Origin of the sequence: Vibrio maerlii, from assembly GCF_003415655.1 — a bacterium.
Taxonomy (GTDB): domain Bacteria; phylum Pseudomonadota; class Gammaproteobacteria; order Enterobacterales; family Vibrionaceae; genus Vibrio; species Vibrio maerlii.
Genome location: NZ_QRHC01000008.1, coordinates 60,396 through 77,995, shown reverse-complemented (window position 1 = coordinate 77,995; position 17,600 = coordinate 60,396). Strand labels below are relative to the sequence as shown.

Sequence of the window (17,600 nt, the reverse complement as noted above, 5' to 3'; positions counted from 1 at the left end):
ATAACGATGACAACACCTCTCATGACGACCTTGGAGGCGCTGGCTAAACGTGGAGCGATTCGTCAACTTGATTATCAGTTCGCACGATTTATTCAACAGCAGTGCCTTGCGAGTGAAGAAGGAGTTGCCGATGCAATCGGCTTTATTGCCGGAGTGCTGAGCCATGAACTTGGTAAGGGTAACATCTGTATCGTGCTTGACGCGGAGATGCAAGTTGATACCGCTGTGCTACTCGGACTGTATGGCGAATCAGCGCTAGCGCTTAATCAACACATCTTAACAGTCGATTGGAGTACGCTTTTAAGCCAGAGTAGTGTCGTTGGTAAGCAGCATCAAACTCGACCATTAATCTTCGACGGTGAAAGACTTTATCTTCATCGTTACTGGCACTATGAGATGACACTCGCTAACCGTTTGAATGACTGGAGTGTGGCCGTCGATTTATCTAGTGACCAAAAGATTGCGTTGAAGGCATCTCTCAATAGATTGTTTGAGCGCAGCTACAGCTTCTTGTTCAAGGCGTTAAAGGCTGTACAAGAATCCAATCAGAGTACCCAAGTCATCCGTCAGCAGCTGGTGTGTGATCACCTTGACGTGGTAGACAGCGGTGCTTTAAATTGGCCAGCGATTGAGCAGGTGCTTGCACAAGCCGTGCAGATTAAGGATCTCGAAAAGCTCAATGAACTGGTCCCTCAATCTGTGTGTGTGAACTGGCAGAAAGTCGCTGCTGCAGTCGCATTAACTCGCCGGTTCTCAGTGATTTCAGGTGGCCCAGGCACCGGTAAAACCACCACAGTAACCAAGTTGCTTGCCGCCTTGATCGAACAGGCGCAACAGGATGGACACGAGCCAAGTATTAAGTTGGTCGCTCCAACCGGTAAAGCGGCGGCGCGCCTCACTGAATCCATTGGTCAAGCGATTGAACAACTGCCGCTCGATCCATCGATCAAAACGCGAATCCCTACCGAATCGAGCACGCTTCACCGCCTGTTGGGTGCAATACCAGGGCGTGCCGAGTTTCGTCATAATCGTGACAACCTCTTGCACCTAGATGTCTTAGTGGTGGATGAGGCCTCGATGGTCGATCTACCTATGATGTACAAGCTAATCGATGCATTACCAAAGCACGCTCGACTGATATTGTTGGGAGATAAAGATCAGTTGGCTTCAGTGGAGGCAGGGGCCGTACTAGGAGATATTTGCTCGTTTAATGCTATGGGGATGAGTGTTCCTCAAGGCCGATTGATTAGCGATCTCACTGGATACTCAACACTGGCCCAAAGCTCACCGCACGTTCAGAGTCATGCTGCGGTCGCGGATAGCTTATGTATGCTGCAAAAGAGTTACCGTTTTGATGCGCGATCTGGGATCGGTCAATTGGCGAAAGCAATCAACTCTGGCTTTGCTAAGAATGTCGATAGCGTACTAGCGAAGGGTTTTGGCGACATTGAGGTTCTGCCACTAGCAAGTGAAAGCTATAACCAAATGATTCGCTCTTTGGTTGAGCAGTACAGTGTTTATCTCAAAACTGTTAAAGATGATGTGCTTAAAGAGCAGAGTCAGAATCAACGAGCGAAGCAAGCGTTGCAGGAGTTTGCCCAATGTCGATTATTGTGTGCAGTGCGTGAAGGCGACTTTGGTGTTACTGGATTGAACCAGCGTATAGAACGAGCCTTAAGTGCTCGCCGTATGATTCAAACTCAAGATGAGCTTTGGTACCCGGGACGTCCTGTAATGATCACCCAGAATGACCACGGACTGGGGTTATATAACGGTGATATTGGCATTTGTATGCTGGATACTGACGGTGAAGATGTTCGTTTAAAAGTCTATTTTGAATTACCTGATGGCAGCGTCAAAGCAATATTACCGAGTCGAGTACCAGAGCATGAGACGGCTTATGCTATGACGATACACAAGTCTCAAGGTAGTGAGTTTCAGTTTACTTTGATGATCCTGCCGCCGGACTTCAGTCCAGTTTTGACGCGAGAACTGGTTTACACCGGAGTAACGAGGGCGAAGCAGCGATTGATGTTGCTGACTGACTCCGCTGTGCTAAAAAGAGCGGTGAAAGCCAAGACGCAGCGAGCGAGTGGGTTGATTGCTAGGCTGAATAACTAACGCGCTAGAATTCATTAAAAAAGGCAGCGAGGCTGCCTTTGCTTTTGGTATCAAGCGATAAGATCAAATACTGTTAGTAAAAGATATTTCGTTGATCTTATATTGATTCTTACAGTTAAGAAGAAACTCTTTAAGTTCCTCGCTCGCAGGGAAGACACAATGAACATTGAGTCCCTCCAAAAAGCGATTGTCTGCCATATCCCAAAAACTTTGTATTGAGTTACAGATAATGGTTCTCATAGTTTTGCTCTTTTTATTAAAGGGCAATCCATGCGGTATTGTCGTTTTATTCACACTCATGCAGTCCATCATGGCGCGGTCGTATGTTAAATGACCGAGTTGCATATGGAAAGTCTTCCGTATAAAAAAACATCGTTCAAATTGATCTAAGATAACTTCCTGTATAAGCCTAGGGCTAAACCTGCAGTGAGAGGATCTTGGATTTTCTTTGATAGTTGTAGAGGTTTTGTTTCTCCATCGGTAACTCCTCAACAGAAATCTCATAGAAACCTTGCTCTCTGAACCAGTGTAAACTGTGCGTAGTAAGGACGAATATTTGGTCGATGTCTTTGGATAAAGATTGTTGCTTCATGTGATTGAGTAGCATTAAGCCACGGTTTCCATCGCGGTAGTCTGGGTGAATAGCCACACACGCCATTTCCGCCATTCGTGCCTCTTGATATGGGTAAAGCGCTGCACAACCGATGATCAATCCATCCTTTTCGATAATAGTGAATTGATGGATCTCTTGCTCAAGCTGTTCACGAGAGCGGCGTACCAACACACCTTGTTCCTCTAGTGGACGAATCAGTTTTAAGATCCCGCCAATATCATCGATGTTGGCTAATCGAACCTGCTCAGCACTTGCCTTTACGACTTGGGTACCGATACCGTCGAACGAGAACAATTCTTGAATCAGTGCCCCATCCTCCTGATAACTGATCAAGTGGCTACGTCGAACACCTCCGCGACAGGCTTTGAGTGAGGCTTGCAGGAAACGAGTCGTGCCCGTTGAGGTGTCATCGTCATCGGATGAATAGAGGGGAGTCGCTGAAATGATCTCTTCAGCTTCGCGTGGAAATAGCTCTGCAATCACACGACCACTTGGGTCTATAACCCCTTGCTCAGAACAGAAGCCAATCAATTTTTCTGCTTGTAAACGAATCGCAACCTGGGTGGCTACTTCTTCTGATTGTAGGTTGAAACACTCGCCAGTCACGGAGCTTGCTATAGGGCCAAGTAGCACTATTGAGCCCTGATCGAGCGTTCGGTTGATACCATCGATATCAATCCGACGGATACGCCCGCTGTGGCAATAATCGACACCGTCATCAATTCCAAGAGGTTGGGATATAACGAAATTACCACTGACAACGTTGAGTTGATTTCCCGCCATCGGTGTGTTGCCTAGGCTCATCGATAGTCGTGCCGTAATGGCTAATTGCAGTTGTCCGGCTGCCTGCATGACTAACTGTAGCGCTTTTTCATCAGTGACACGCACACCATTGTGATAGGGCGTGTGGTATTGGTTGTCTTTGAGAATCTGATTAATCTGAGGCCGAGCGCCGTGTACTAATACGATTTTTACCCCTAGACTATGTAGGAGTGCAATATCGTTAATGATGTTACCAAAATTGGAATCGGCAACCGCCTCTCCCCCAAGCATAATGACCGTGGTTTTTCCACGGTGAGCGTTGACATAGGGAGTAGACTGTCGAAATCCTTTTACTAGTGCCGTACTTCTTATTTTCACAATTTAATTTGCGCATCTGTTTAACTATGCGTTAATAATGATTCTTTATTCAGTTTTGAGCAAGTATTTTCTCAAGAAAGTGAAGCTAAGGTTTGGAAGCAAGCGCAAGAAAAAATTAATAGTATGTTGTATTCTATTTATTCTTGCGTAGAGTGGAGCGCGCACTTTTCAAATGGGCATATAGGCTTAGCTTGTGGCAGTTGATGTGAAACCAAACAAAATTGATGAGATCACCAAGAATCTCTACCCAGAAGTTGATACTTCTAACACCAAGCGCAAAAGAAAGATTATCGAGCGTGTGCTAATTGTGTTAGCACTGATTGGTAGTGCTGCTGTGTTCGGTTTATACAGCGATTTGTTTGGTCGATATGTTGAACAAACCTATCCCAAATCAGATGTCTATGGAGAATGGCAGGAGCAGAAAGTAGCCGAGTATGCGAAGGAATACATCCTACTGTCTGATGATGGGGTTATCAAAGACGGAAACCTGATATCGACAAGCTTTGATTACGATGGTCGATACTTGGAATATACTACCGGTGAAGGGGTGTTTCGTTATCGCTTTACTGATGATGCTCGCACACAAATGGTTCAAGTTTCTGACAACCACTATAATCCAGTTTTTATTTTGGTAGGAAAGCACAAAAAACAACTCCGTTAACACTTTCCTATTTGCGCTAGTTTGCATAGTTTGTCATTCTGTTGCCACTGATACCACCGGATGGCTAATGTGTTAAATAAAATCCTCCCTTTAAGCTTAATTTCTATTCTTGCGGGTTGTGCTCAATCAACCGATCGCGCTCAACAATATCTTGATGGCGAATTCCCACAAATACTGAACAAAGTCGAAGTCGTTGAGTCAGATAAGCCTCAAGATTTTACTAAGTTTCAACAGCAAGCTGAGCTTGTGACCGAGCGTTCTCCTTCAATGGCACAAAGCTATCAACCTTTATATGACAAACTCAATGAATGGGTACTTCAGAGTGGTCAGCCCGCGGAGCTTAGTGCTTACGGCATTCAAGCCGCTCAACTCGGTGGTGGCGATAAGCAAGGCAATGTCATGTTCACGGGCTATTTCTCACCTGTGATGGAACTGCGTCATACGCAAAACGAAGAGTTCCGTTATCCTGTTTATGCTCTGCCAGATTGTGAAAAAAAATGTCCAACACGAGCAGAAATTTATTCCGGAGCGTTAGAAGGTCAAGATCTGGTTTTGGGTTACGCAGCGAACCGAATTGAGCCTTTCATGATGGAAGTTCAGGGCAGTGGATTTGTCCACTTTGAAGACGACGATACTCTTGAATACTTCGCTTATGCGGGGAAAAATAACCACCCTTACGTTAGCATTGGTCGTGTATTGATTGAACGTGGAGAAGTGGAGCGTTCTAAGATGTCTCTCAAGGCAATCAAAGAGTGGGTTTATGAGAATGATGAAGCCACCGTTCGAGAGCTGCTAGAGCAAAATCCTTCCTTTGTTTTCTTTGAACGTCGAGAGTCTCACGATGTAATGGGGTCCGCGGGGATTCCTCTGCAACCAATGGCGGCTGTCGCGGGTGATCGTTCCATCCTACCAATGGGCACACCGATCTTAGCTGAGGTACCATTGCTTAATCAAGATGGTACGTGGAGTGGGGCACACCAACTGCGTCTGTTGCTTGTGTTAGATACGGGTGGTGCAGTGAAACAAAATCATCTGGACCTCTATCATGGTATGGGACCGCGAGCAGGTACTGAAGCGGGTCATTACAAGCACTTTGGCCGCGTTTGGAAGCTCGGCTTAGACGGCTCTGCAACCCAAGCACCTTGGGCGATGCCACCAGAGAAAAAAGAGTAGTAACTTTAAGTAACTTACTTGACTGTTGACCTTTATTGAAAGAGTGCGTATAAATCGCACTCTTTTGTTTTTCTACTACCTTGGAAATTTCATTATGCGTGAACTTGATGCTCCAGCTTCAGAAAGCTACGACCAACGATTTGGTGGTACTCGACGACTTTACGGTAACAGTGAAGTTGAGATTCTTCGAGCTGCTCACGTATGTGTAATCGGTATTGGTGGTGTTGGTTCATGGGCGGCTGAAGCGCTTGCCCGTACCGGTATCGGTGAGATTACCCTTATCGATATGGATGATGTGTGCGTAACCAACATTAACCGTCAGATTCACGCGATGACCGGCACAGTAGGCCAAAGCAAAATCGAAGTGATGGCAGAGCGTATCAAGCTGATTAACCCTGATTGTAAGGTTAACTTAATTGATGACTTTATTGGCCCTGATAACCAAGCGGAATACCTGACCAAAGAGTACGATTACGTGCTTGATGCGATTGATAGCCTAAATGCGAAAGCCTCACTGCTTGCATACTGCCGCAGTAATAAAATCAAGGTGATCACGACGGGTGGCGCTGGTGGTCAAGTCGATCCAACACAGATTAAAGTGGCTGATCTGACCAAAACGATTCAAGATCCATTGGCGAAAAAACTTAAGGATACGTTGCGTCGCAATCATAACTTCCCTAAAAACCCAGCTCGTAAGTTTGGTATTGAATGTGTGTTCTCCACCGAGCAGCTCAAATACCCCCAGCCAGACGGTTCAGTGTGCGGTGTAAAAGCGACGGCTGAAGGTCCAAAACGCATGGACTGTGCAAGCGGCTTTGGGGCGGCAACGGTTGTCACTGCGACGTTTGGTTTTGTGGCGGTTTCTCGTATCGTTGAAAAACTGATTCAGAAGTATCGTTCCTAGAAAGCTCAACAGATCCTATTATTGATTTATTACCCTGAGAACAAAACATGACAAACTTTCCAGTAATGCCTTTTGGCTCTGAAATATCCAGCGATGATGTGGTTGCCACCATGCAGAAGTTTTCTGGTTGGGAAGACCGTTATCGTCAGGTTATTCAATGGGGTAAAAAACTGCCAAAAATGGCGGAAGAGCTTAAATCTGATCAAGTCATCGTTGCGGGCTGTGAAAGTCAGGTTTGGTTGGTTAGCGAGCAAGTTGACGGAATCTGGTACTTCAGTGCCGATTCTGATGCCCGTATCGTCCGCGGTTTGATCGCTCTTGTTATGGCAGCATATCAAGGTAAAACCTCTGACCAAATCCAAGCATTTGATATCGACCAGTACTTTGAGAAAATTGGCTTGATAGCTCACTTAAGCCCATCTCGTGGCAATGGGCTCAAGGCGATTGTCGAGCAAATAAAAGCTATTGCAGCCTAGCAGGGTTCAGACTTAATTTTTTGAATCGTGAACGTTCCGCTACCAAGCTTTTTTCAAATCTATAGCGAAGCGTTCTAAAATCTAGACTCTTTAGAGCATATCTACCGCTTTCTCGATCGCTGCAATCAGTAGATCCACTTCCTCTTCGGTATTGTAGAGACCAAACGAAATTCTCACCGTACCTTTTACCCCAAATGCATCCATCAAAGGATGAGCACAATGGTGTCCAGCTCGCACTGCAATGCCCTGTTGGTCAAGCAATGTCGCGATATCTTGGTGATGGACCCCATCCATAACAAAGGTAATCACACTGGCATTGGCTTGATAACCAAGTACTTGGATATCTTCGATGTTCGATAGCGCGTTGTAAGTCTTTTGCTGCAGGTGGTGGATGTGCTGCTCGACAGCGCGCTGGTCAAACTGTTGTAACCAATTAATAGCCGCTTTGAGTGCAATGGCTCCGGCTACATTGGGGGTACCAGCTTCAAACTTACCCGGTAATTCGGAGAAGGTGGTTCCTTCAAAGCTGACTTTGCTTACCATTTTTCCACCACCGTGCCATGGGGGCATGGCTTCCAGTAGAGCAAGCTTTCCATAAAGTACACCAATACCTGCCGGGGCATAGAGCTTGTGACCGGAGAAAACGTAGAAGTCTGCGTTAAGCTGTTGCATGTTCACTGACTCATGAACAATACCCTGAGCTCCATCGACGACGATAACAGCACCATGTTGATGAGCAGTTTCTATAACCTGTTCGATAGGTTGACGACACCCAGTTACGTTAGTGATTTGAGCTAATGCAACGATCTTGGTTTTTTCGCTGAGGAGAGTGGTGAATGTATCGAAGTCAAATTCACCATTAGCGGTCATCGGCACTTTTACCACTTTAGCACCTGTTTGTTCTGCGACAATTTGCCAAGGCACGATGTTGGCGTGGTGTTCCATTTCGCTAACAAGGATTTCATCGCCAACCTGCAGTGTGCTGCGGGCATAGGTTTGAGCAATTAAGTTGAGTGCTTCAGTCGCACCGCGTGTCCAGATAATCTCTTTGCTTGATTGAGCACCAATATAGTCTGCCACACACTCACGGGCTTGTTCAAACTGAGTGGTAGCATGAGCGGTAAGGCTATGACTGCCACGGTGCACGTTGGCATTTTGGCTTGAGTAATAGTGTGTGATGCTATCGATCACGGCTTGAGGCTTTTGTGTGGTTGCTGCACTGTCTAGGTAGATCAGTGCTTGATCGTTAACCTGCTGCATTAAAGCTGGAAATTGGTTGCGGATAAGTTCGATATCTAACACGTTAGCTCTCTTACTTCTCAAGTCGTTTAATTTGTTCATATAAGGCTAGGTTGTTTGGTACAGCGATACCATGCATCTTAGCCGTTCGTATCAGGTGGCCGGTAATAAAGTCGATCTCTGTACGTCTTTTATTTGCGATGTCTTGGCGCATGGAAGAGTAGTTTTGCGCCGTCGCACGAATCACCTGGTATACCCTATCATTGAGCTCTTGTTGAGAAAGTGGAACATATTCGGCACTGAGCACTTGATGAATTTCGTGCAGTACCGCAGAGATTATAGATTCAAAATGAGAATCGGCTAAGTCCCCATTTCTGCATTGCTCAATTGCAGTGAGTGGGTTGATTGCGCAATTGATAGCAAGCTTATTCCATAACGCTGTCTGTATGTTGTCGGCCCATTCCACTTTAGGTAGCGCATGGTTGAGCACTTCAACGAGGAAGCGACATTGTTCACCTTTGCAGTTGTATGCTCCTATTTGGGTGGCACCTTGACCAGTATGGTGAATCGAATGTTTATTTGGTTTGAATGCGCCGTGTGTCGTGGTTGCGAGTAGTACAGGGTAGTTCGCGAGTTCTGCTGAGATATCATCGACAGCACCCATACCGTTGTGCATAAAGACTAAAATAGTGTCTTGGTTTAACTGAGGTAGCACCTTTGCTAAGGCATCCTTCACCTGCCAAGCCTTGACCGTGACTAGCAGTAAGTCGCAGTTTTTTAGTTTTTCACTGTTGTTGTTATCAAACAGAACTGGAGTTTGTTCATCGGGCGAGAGCTCTAAAGAGGACTCACTTTCACGACTCCACAACGCAACACTATGGCCTGCTAGTTTCAGCTTCGTTGCCCACAGTGAACCGACGGCGCCAGGCCCAAGGATTGTAATATGCACGGAAATATCTCGTTTTGCAGCGATGGGCGTAAGGATAAAGGGGAGAGGGAAGAAAGCAAACAAAAATGGCACCACGAGGGTGCCATTTAGGGATTTACAGCGTTCTACAATTAGAAGTTGTATTGTAGACGGTAAATTAGAAGATCTTGGTAGTCTTCACGAGCTAGCTTGTTCACTGTGTAACGGTAAAGAACACCAGTTGACCAACCTTTGTGGAAGTTCCACATTGCGTTGATCGAGCCGTTTAGACCCCAGTCACCACCTTGAGCGGCTGCGTAATCTGAGTTACGTGCAAATTCGTACTCTCCCCACGTAGAGAAAGTAAAGTTTTGACCTGCAATATCGGTATTGTAGTAACCAGTCCAACCTAGCATACCGCCGTTTGAGCCTGAGTCGATTGAACTATAGTTGTCATCGCTAAGGTCTGTAAAAGTAGCGTTTACTTGGTGAGCACCGATGAATGGTGTGAACGCCCAACCGTTACCTTTTAGACCTGTGTAACCAAGACCTAGTACACGGTTTTGTTCGTGGAAGCCTGAGTCTGCGTCTGTGTTGTAAACTTGAGCGTAAAGGCTAACGTTAGTATCCATCAGGTTGTAGTGGATAGTACCTTTTAGAGAAGCACCACGATCGTCTCCAGAACGGTCTACACCTTCGTAGTCATAGAAACCGTAAACTTGGCCCCAATCGAAAACTGCTCCACCATCGATACCGATTACCGCTTGGTTACGATCTGAGATGTCGCCACCGTTATTATCAGCATCGTTGCCAAAGCCGTGATCCCAAACTTGGTAGTCTGCATACATGCTACCGAAACCGAAAAGATATTCTGCTTGTACTGGAGCAACTGCAGTTGCTGCTACTACGCCTAGAGCTAAAAGTGATTTACGCATATTGTGGTGAACTCTTGTGTAATGGTTGAGTATTTAATCGCTTATCCATGCGTTAATAATTCCGATATGGGGCGCATCTTAATGACTTTGGTCGCAAAATAAAGTGGTAAAACTACGCTATTACACCTAAAAGTGTGATGTAAATCACCTTTTTAGATGGTTTTATAAATTTTTGAGGAACTTTTCGCAAAACGTTTGCGCAACCGTTTAGCTGGCTGAAGAATTTGAACCGCGATTGATCCTCTGAAATGAAGCTGCGTAATTAGTCATGAGACTTAAAGTACGAGAGGTGTTCATGACCGAGTTAATGCTATTTCCTTTGAATTCAGTTGTACTCCCTGAAGGCAAAATGAACCTAAGGATTTTCGAACCAAGATATAAGCGTATGGTGAAGGAATGCTGTGCGAATGACATTGGTTTCGGCATGAACTTGGCCAGCGGCCGCAAGAGCACCTCAGGTATCACTATCTCTACAGTCGGTACGATGGTGAAAATCATCGACTTCGAAACCCTACCAGATGGACTACTCGGTATTACCGTTGTCGGTAATCAAAGATTCAGCTTGCAGCAGGTTTGGAGTGAACACGATGGTTTAAGGAAAGCAAAGGTTGAGTGGTTAGATAACTGGAATCATTCAGAACTCAACGGCAGCGATTCTTTCTTGAGTGTTCAGCTCGAACAGATCTATAACAAATTCCCGCAGTTGGGAGCTCTCTATTCCCACCGCTTTTTTGACGACGCCAGTTGGGTCGCCCAAAGGTGGTTGGAATTATTGCCTCTTGAAAGCGAGCAATTTGAACTACTCACGTCGGCATCCTCGTGTCAGCCTTCAATAGATTTTTTGCGCAGCGCCATTGAATGTCCATCTCCGAAAGAGACAAGACAATGAAAAATTTAATCTCAACAGCGGCCGTGATTTCAGCGACACTCTTACTTGTAGGCTGTCCAAAAGACGACGACAAGCCGCCACAAACGAACCTTCAAGCAGTCCATGCGTCTTCTGATGCACCTAGAGCAAATGTATTAATCAACGGTACGAAGGAACTGGATAGCGTGGATTACGCTCAAGCGTCAGGTTATTTGAGTTTAGATGAAGGTTCTAACTCGATTCAGGTCGATGTACAGCTGCCTGGTGGCGAGCTATTTACTGCTATTCCCAACTCCACTTTTGATCTCTCTTCTGATACAGACTACACCGTAATGGTTGTCGGGGATGTCGCTGCTAATTCTGTCGATGCACTTGTCGTGACTCGTCCGGCAGACGGCGAGGCAGACAGTACAACGCTAGATCTTCAAGTGGTGCATGCTGCGTTTGATATACCAGACGTCAATGTAATCGTGACAGGGCCTGCGACTGGTGGATCTCCAACCACGCTCGCCACTCTAGGTTATGAAGCATTTACTGGCGTGCTCAACATTGAAGCAGGTTATTACCAAATTCAGTTGGAAGCGGGCAACGCGATAGTATTCGATTCTGGCATCGTGTCACTGGCTGCGGGTAGTGAACTTACAGTAGCTGCAGTGAAAACCGGCGACTCAAGCAGCAAATCCCCGGTCAAACTTATAGTAATGGACGGTTCAGGCTCTTCTATAATTAACGATATTAATGAAGTCGCCGAAGTTCGTATCGGTCATTTGGTGAGTGATGCGCCAGCCGTTGATGTAGATGTGACTGGGCCAGCTAATCAGGCTTTGGCCGCGGTAACATTCCAAACTATTACACCGTTCCTTGATCTGCCAGCGTCAGGTACCTACGACATCTCAATCGTAGACAACGCGACTAGAACTGCAGACATTCTAAGTGCACCAGGCGTGAGCTTTGAAGCGGGTATGGACTACAGCGTTTACGCGTCGGGACAGGTCGCTCTAAACAACATTTCACCGCTAGTAGTTGTTGAAGAACGTAGACCTGTAGCAACCAGTGCTGTGGTGAATATTACTCACGCTGCAGCCAACCCAGCGGCAGCGACAGTAGATATTTTCATCAACGGTGATCTGGCTGTAAGTGATTTCCCGTATAAAGAAGTTATAAGTGGTGTCTACCTTGCTGAAGGTTCTTACGACATAGATGTCGCACCAGCGGGAGCAGGTATCGGGAGTGCGGTAATATCAGCGACTATCCCATTGGTCTCTGGTGAGGTATATCAAATCATAGCGATTGACGATTCGACGTCATCTACTGGGTTTGGAGCGATAGCTTTACCAACAATTACAGATTAGACAAAGTACACAGAGCGCAGTGATGCGCTCTTCAGTTCAGAGATTAAGAATCTCTAAGGATAGGGCAGTATGCACGCAGAGAGTCCAATACCATCGAGTCGTCAGGAGTGGACGGCATGTATGGAGAAAGTGAAGGCGAGAGATAAAGCGTCTTTTGCCATCGTGTTCCGCTTCTATTCTCCAAAATTAAAACAGTTTGCTTTTAAGCATGTAGGAAACGAGCAGGTCGCGGTGGAAATGGTGCAGGAAACAATGGCTGCAGTTTGGCAAAAAGCGCACCTGTTTGATGGAACTAAGAGCGCGCTTTCGACATGGATATACACCATTGCTCGTAACTTGTGTTTTGACCTGCTGCGCAAACAAAAAGGAAGGGAGCTTCACGTTCATTCTGATGATATTTGGCCATCAGATTACATGCCTGCAGACTTAGTAGAACACTATTCTCCTGAGCAGGACATGCTGAAAGAGCAAGTAGTGAAGTTTTTAGACAAGCTTCCAGAAAACCAAAGGTTAGTGGTCCAAGCGGTATACCTACAAGAGATACCGCATCAGCAAGTCGCAGACATGCTTGATATTCCAGTAGGGACAGTGAAATCGCGTTTACGCTTGGCCGTAGAGAAATTAAGACATTCGATTAAGGTGGAGGAAGTATGACCTATCATCCAACAAACATTCAGTTAGAGTCCTATGCCACCGGTACGATTGGAGCAGTTGAAGGGCTAGTTATTGCAACACATCTAGAAACGTGTGCCAAGTGTCGCGAAGCTGTTGATTCTTTTGAACATCAACACGCCCTAGTGCTTGAAAGTCATGACAGTGAATATGATGTGTCTATGGATAGTATATTAGATGACATTCTCTTAATGGACGTGGTGAGCGAGCCACTGACCCTACGCCAAAAAGCAACAATTGAAGTGAATGGAAAAGAATTCACTTTGCCCAAATCTCTGAGTCACCTCCCAGAGAAGATGGGTGAATGGCGTAGCTATGGCGGAAAAGTGTTTAGCTCTACTATTGATCTTGGTGAAGAAGAACGAGTTAATCTCTTGTACATAGGGGAAGATGTGCAGGTACCTCAACACTCGCACAAAGGAATGGAGTCCACCCTTGTTCTTCATGGTAGCTTCAGTGATGAAGGCGGTGAGTACGTAGAAGGGGATTACCTGTTCGCAGACGGTTCAACAAAACATTCACCACAAACAAAACCAGGGCAAGATTGCCTCTGCCTTACTGTTCTCACTGAGCCGATGGTATTCACCCAGGGCGTTGCGAGGGTATTTAATTTGTTCGGACGTGGCATGTATCCGTAAGAATGCTTGGAGAGCTAGAGAGCTAGAGAGCTAGAGAGCTAGAATCTAGAAAATAGAAAGCGAAAGCCCAGCCGTTGTGAAATAGCTGGGCTTTTAGTTTATCGAACTTGTTGAGGCAAAAAATTAACTGCTCACATCCTTCTTAGCCTTCTCTAGTAAGTCAGTAAAGTAGTGACGAAGCGAGTAAAGCATGATCAAGCTCGGGATAACCATCAATGCAGTGATGATAAAGAACAATGACCAGTCATTGAGGTAATCGACCAGTTCGCCACTGAACGAGGCGAGCGTTGTCCGCCCAAAGTTACCCAATGAAGCAAGCAACGCGTATTGGGTTGCTGAGAAGGCTTGACCGGTCAGTACGGTTAAGAAGGAAACAAAGGCGACGGTTGAGAATGCCGTAGTGAAGTTATCGACAATAATGGTTGCTAAAAATAGGTTCTCGCTAGGGCCAACCGATGCAATCCAAGCAAACATAAGGTTGCTAGCAGACATAGCGATACCGCCGATCATTAATCCGCGGACGATGCCAAACTTCACGTTAAACATGCTACCAACCAAGGTGAAGAATATTGTTGCACCCCAACCAATTAACTTCGAGTAGTAACCGATTTGTTCGTTGCTAAAGCCAATTTCTTTGTAAAATGGAATCGACATCCGACCCAAGAACGCTTCACCAATCTTAAACAAGAATACGAACAGGAGTAGCGTAACTGCGACTCTTACACCGTTGCGACGGAAGAAGTCTAAAAACGGCTCTACCGCAGTAACGGTAATCCAACTCATTAGCTGTGAACCCACCACCTGACTATGGCGCTGCTCTGCTTTTTGTTGTAAGGCTTCACGTTGAGTATTTGGCTCACCAACAAGAACGGTAAAACACATCAGCACGCCGATAATCACAGCCATGCCATAGTAAACCCCGTTCCAACCCATAGAATCTGCATTAATGAAGGCTAGGTAACCCGGAAGCGAGTAACCAGTCCACCAACCAATGACGGCCATTGCCGACGCTTGGGGCAATTTACTGGATTCAGACTTAGGAAAGGTGTCGATACGGAACGCATCAATAGCGATGTCTTGAGTCGCTGAAGCAATGGCGATACCTAAAGCCAACATCGAAGTAAACATCAAATCGTTGGCTGGATTGACACCGGCAATAAATAAGGTACAAACCAGTACGATCGACTGACACAAGAAAATCCAGCTGCGTCGTTGTCCCAACATTGCATGTAAAACAGGTAGCTTCACACGATCGACTAAGGGTGCCCATAAAAAGTTGATAGCATAGACAGCAAAGACACTACCGAAGTAGCCGATAGCAGCACGCGTTAAGCCTGCATCTTTGAGCCAGCCTGACATGTTGGAGCCAATGAGAACCCAAGGGAAGCCACTTGAGCATCCAAGCATAAACACCCACATAAGGCGTTTATCCATATAGCTTTTAATGGTTTGAGACCAAGTTAAGTTTGAAGAGCTCTCTGACATTCACGACTTCCTTGTTGAAAAAAAAGCAGTAGCCTTGGCTACTGCTTATTGTTGCTAAATTCGCTGTTACTCAATGATTAACGTTGCTTTGGTGATGATGATAGGTTCCACTGGTACATCACGCATACGACCTTGTGAGCGAGTCGGCTTTTGGGCCATTTGCTCAACGACATCCATACCTTTCACCACTTTACCAAACACTGCGTAACCTGGTGGACGCTGGTCAGCATCTAGGAAGTTATTGTCCGCATAGTTGATAAAGAATTGGCGAGTCGCAGAATCTGGGTTATTGGTACGAGCCATTGCAACGGTGCCTGTTAGGTTCTTCAAACCGTTGTCTGCTTCTAGTGGGATCGGCGCGTAGGTTGGTAGACGATTCATCTCCTGATCAAAACCACCGCCTTGAGCCATAAAGCCTGGAATTACGCGGTGGAACTGGCTGCCAACGTAACTGCCGTCTTCAACGTAACGGATAAAGTTCTTTGCAGAAATTGGCGCTTGCTTCTCGTTCACCTCGATAACGATTTCACCTAAGGTGGTTTCAAAGTGAACCTGAGGTGCTGCCCATGCAGTAAAGCTTGCAAGCAAAAGGCTTGGTAGTGCTAACCATTTCATTAGAAGCGCTCCTTAAGGTAACCGTTCAACTCTTGGTCATTAGCAATTTCTTTAAGGACAAGGTTAGTAACATCGTTCAATACTGTTTCGATCTCTTCGTTGCTTGCCGATAGAGAGCCTTCACGCTTAGCTGTACCTGTGAAAGTCTTAACGAGTTTGCCTTGTGGTGTCTCAGCAGTGATCTGGATGGTTACTTTTCCATCCATTTCGTTTTTCATCACAGTGTGCCTAACGTTCACTAGTGCTTCTTGGATTTCAACAATGATAGAGTTTTCGCTGTTTACTGTTAGGTCGAAGCCTTGAGACTGAAGCTGTTTAGCAACCGCGTCTTCAACTGAGATACGTACGTTCTGTTTTGGGTGTAGAGGCTCGATGTTTGAACGACCGCTATCGACGAGTGCTACATACTGCGCAGCACGTACGTCTTTACTTGTTAGATTCACTGTAGAGCCGGAAACGAGGTCACTGTTAGCAAGAGTCGCTTTTGGAGCAAGGTTAATTTGCTCTGGCTGTGGCGCAGCACACGCTGCAAGTAATGATACCGATGCCACCAGGATGAGTTTTTTCATTGTTGTTTCCTTTCCTTTTTGTAGACACATCAAGGGATTAAATTTTTAGTGTCTCAATCTTATTCAGAAATCGATTGAGTTCAAGCAATAACGGCGTTGAGCTAGCGGATTGCTTGTAAAATCACAAACTTATTGTTTCTTGACACCAAACTAACGTTGCTTCGGCCAAATAAGCGCACTAGTTTAGCCTCATAGCCAAGGTGCTGGTTACCAATAACAAGTAGCTTACCACCATTCGATAAAACATGTTTTGCGTCACAGAACATTTGCCAAGCAATGTGATCCGTAACCGCTTGTTGCTGGTGGAATGGAGGGTTGCACATGACCAAGTCGTAGCGCTTTGCCTCAAAACCATCCAAACAATTGTTTGCAACAAAGGTAAAGTTGTCACTGCTACCTAAGCTTTGTTCAACATTTCTTTTTGCCGAAGCAACCGCCATATAGCTTTCATCAACGCTAGTGATCTTAGCTTCAGGGTTGATCTGTCCTAATTTCACAGACAATACGCCGTTGCCACATCCAAGGTCGATAGCGTGAGTAATAGACTCATCTTGTGGTAAGTGTTTCAAGAAGAACCGCGCACCTAAATCGAGACTCTCACCTGAATAGACGTTGGGTAAGTTGTCTAGTTGATAATTCTCTCCATCGACATTCCAGCGAGTAATAGGGTCAACCGATTCGATTGGAGAACTGTCCGCAACAGAAAATACCAGGCGGTGCTTCTTCCAAGCCAATGACGTTTTGGTCGTACCCAAATAACGTTCGAAGAGTTTTAATGTCGAGGTGTGTATCTCTTTCGCTTTATTTACAGCAATAAAAGGTGTCGATGGTGACAGTGACTCTCTTAGTTGTGATAACTGCCATTTTAAATGGCGATTGCTTTTCGGTATCTGCATCAGAACGATATCAGCATCGCTTGGAATAGCCTGATTGGTGTCGAGCAGTGTAACTGGGTTTAATCCATTTTCCTTGAGGTTACTGAATGCCGCTTGATGCGAAATATAAGAGTCGCTCATCACTGTTACGCGATGTTTACTAGAGAACCAACAAGCAAGGGCGCCAAAGTTATCATTAAGAATAACGATGTGTTGATTATCTTCGAGTGCTAGTTCTTCAACATGATTAATCAGGTACTCATCACCCGCATCCCAGGCTTGTAGGGTTTCATTACTGCGCTTCGGATAGCGAAAGAGGTTTAGAGCACGATCGAATAGGGAGAGTTCAGTTTTCAT

Annotated in this window: 17 protein-coding genes; 9 read left to right on the top strand and 8 right to left on the bottom strand. The window is 45.7% G+C overall.

Features of this window, described 5'->3' with window-relative positions; all coding sequences use genetic code 11:
• Positions 1-6 precede the first annotated feature (6 nt).
• Positions 7-2,121 carry an exodeoxyribonuclease V subunit alpha gene (gene recD, locus DPF91_RS14890; RefSeq protein ID WP_241033837.1) on the top strand — a complete coding sequence of 705 codons (2,115 nt, stop codon included), beginning with the start codon at positions 7-9 and terminating at the stop codon, positions 2,119-2,121.
• 415 nt (positions 2,122-2,536) lie between these two features.
• On the opposite strand, the gene argA is transcribed toward recD, so the two are convergent.
• The gene (gene argA, locus DPF91_RS14880) at positions 2,537-3,874 is read right to left on the bottom strand and encodes an amino-acid N-acetyltransferase (RefSeq protein ID WP_117235223.1); all 1,338 of its coding nucleotides are present in this window, start codon (positions 3,872-3,874) and stop codon (positions 2,537-2,539) included.
• Positions 3,875-4,079: 205 nt separating this feature from the next.
• Between argA and DPF91_RS14875 the strand changes: the two genes are divergently transcribed.
• The 4 genes from DPF91_RS14875 (at position 4,080) to csdE (ending at position 7,088) form a co-directional block, all read left to right on the top strand.
• Complete coding sequence (locus tag DPF91_RS14875) at positions 4,080-4,535, top strand: DUF2850 domain-containing protein (protein WP_241033836.1); 456 nt, start codon at positions 4,080-4,082, stop codon at positions 4,533-4,535.
• A 60-nt stretch (positions 4,536-4,595) separates the two neighbouring features.
• Positions 4,596-5,708 (top strand): murein transglycosylase A, encoded by a 1,113-nt coding sequence (gene mltA / locus DPF91_RS14870; protein ID WP_164684194.1) that lies wholly within the window; start codon positions 4,596-4,598, stop codon positions 5,706-5,708.
• Between the two features lie 94 nt (positions 5,709-5,802).
• Entirely contained in the window at positions 5,803-6,612 is an 810-nt protein-coding gene (gene tcdA / locus DPF91_RS14865) for a tRNA cyclic N6-threonylcarbamoyladenosine(37) synthase TcdA (RefSeq protein WP_117235221.1), read from the top strand.
• A gap of 47 nt (positions 6,613-6,659) precedes the next feature.
• Positions 6,660-7,088: a cysteine desulfurase sulfur acceptor subunit CsdE gene (csdE, locus tag DPF91_RS14860; RefSeq protein WP_117235220.1), complete on the top strand. Its 429-nt coding sequence runs from the start codon at positions 6,660-6,662 to the stop codon at positions 7,086-7,088.
• Positions 7,089-7,178: 90 nt separating this feature from the next.
• On the opposite strand, the gene csdA is transcribed toward csdE, so the two are convergent.
• The 3 genes from csdA to DPF91_RS14845 all read right to left on the bottom strand — a co-directional run bounded on the left by csdA (position 7,179) and on the right by DPF91_RS14845 (position 10,169).
• A complete protein-coding gene (gene csdA, locus DPF91_RS14855; protein WP_117235219.1) occupies positions 7,179-8,429 on the bottom strand; it encodes a cysteine desulfurase CsdA in 1,251 nt (416 codons plus the stop codon).
• Positions 8,401-9,276, bottom strand: coding sequence for a 2-dehydropantoate 2-reductase (gene panE / locus DPF91_RS14850; RefSeq protein ID WP_117235218.1), 876 nt, complete (start codon positions 9,274-9,276; stop codon positions 8,401-8,403). Before panE ends, csdA begins: the two co-directional genes overlap by 29 nt.
• A 110-nt stretch (positions 9,277-9,386) precedes the next feature.
• Positions 9,387-10,169 (bottom strand): outer membrane protein OmpK, encoded by a 783-nt coding sequence (locus DPF91_RS14845; RefSeq protein ID WP_117235217.1) that lies wholly within the window; start codon positions 10,167-10,169, stop codon positions 9,387-9,389.
• A gap of 295 nt (positions 10,170-10,464) precedes the next feature.
• On the opposite strand from DPF91_RS14845, the gene DPF91_RS14840 reads away from it, so the two are divergent.
• From DPF91_RS14840 to DPF91_RS14825, 4 genes are all read left to right on the top strand, one after another.
• The gene (locus tag DPF91_RS14840; protein WP_117235351.1) at positions 10,465-11,058 is read left to right on the top strand and encodes an LON peptidase substrate-binding domain-containing protein; all 594 of its coding nucleotides are present in this window, start codon (positions 10,465-10,467) and stop codon (positions 11,056-11,058) included.
• Positions 11,055-12,389 carry a DUF4397 domain-containing protein gene (locus DPF91_RS14835; RefSeq protein WP_117235216.1) on the top strand — a complete coding sequence of 445 codons (1,335 nt, stop codon included), beginning with the start codon at positions 11,055-11,057 and terminating at the stop codon, positions 12,387-12,389. Before DPF91_RS14840 ends, DPF91_RS14835 begins: the two co-directional genes overlap by 4 nt.
• A 69-nt stretch (positions 12,390-12,458) precedes the next feature.
• Entirely contained in the window at positions 12,459-13,043 is a 585-nt protein-coding gene (locus DPF91_RS14830) for an RNA polymerase sigma factor (protein ID WP_117235215.1), read from the top strand.
• On the top strand, positions 13,040-13,699 hold the full coding sequence (locus tag DPF91_RS14825) for a ChrR family anti-sigma-E factor (protein WP_117235214.1): 660 nt from the start codon (positions 13,040-13,042) through the stop codon (positions 13,697-13,699). The genes DPF91_RS14830 and DPF91_RS14825 overlap by 4 nt, the downstream gene beginning before the upstream one ends.
• A gap of 123 nt (positions 13,700-13,822) precedes the next feature.
• Here DPF91_RS14825 and DPF91_RS14820 read toward each other — a convergent pair whose 3' ends face one another.
• The 4 genes from DPF91_RS14820 to DPF91_RS14805 all read right to left on the bottom strand — a co-directional run bounded on the left by DPF91_RS14820 (position 13,823) and on the right by DPF91_RS14805 (position 17,600).
• On the bottom strand, positions 13,823-15,184 hold the full coding sequence (locus DPF91_RS14820) for an AmpG family muropeptide MFS transporter (protein WP_117235213.1): 1,362 nt from the start codon (positions 15,182-15,184) through the stop codon (positions 13,823-13,825).
• A gap of 66 nt (positions 15,185-15,250) precedes the next feature.
• Positions 15,251-15,799: a peptidylprolyl isomerase gene (locus DPF91_RS14815; RefSeq protein ID WP_117235212.1), complete on the bottom strand. Its 549-nt coding sequence runs from the start codon at positions 15,797-15,799 to the stop codon at positions 15,251-15,253.
• Positions 15,799-16,368, bottom strand: a complete 570-nt coding sequence (locus DPF91_RS14810; protein ID WP_117235211.1) for a YajG family lipoprotein — start codon at positions 16,366-16,368, stop codon at positions 15,799-15,801. The genes DPF91_RS14815 and DPF91_RS14810 overlap by 1 nt, the downstream gene beginning before the upstream one ends.
• Positions 16,369-16,469: 101 nt before the next feature.
• Positions 16,470-17,600, bottom strand: a complete 1,131-nt coding sequence (locus tag DPF91_RS14805; protein WP_117235210.1) for a methyltransferase — start codon at positions 17,598-17,600, stop codon at positions 16,470-16,472.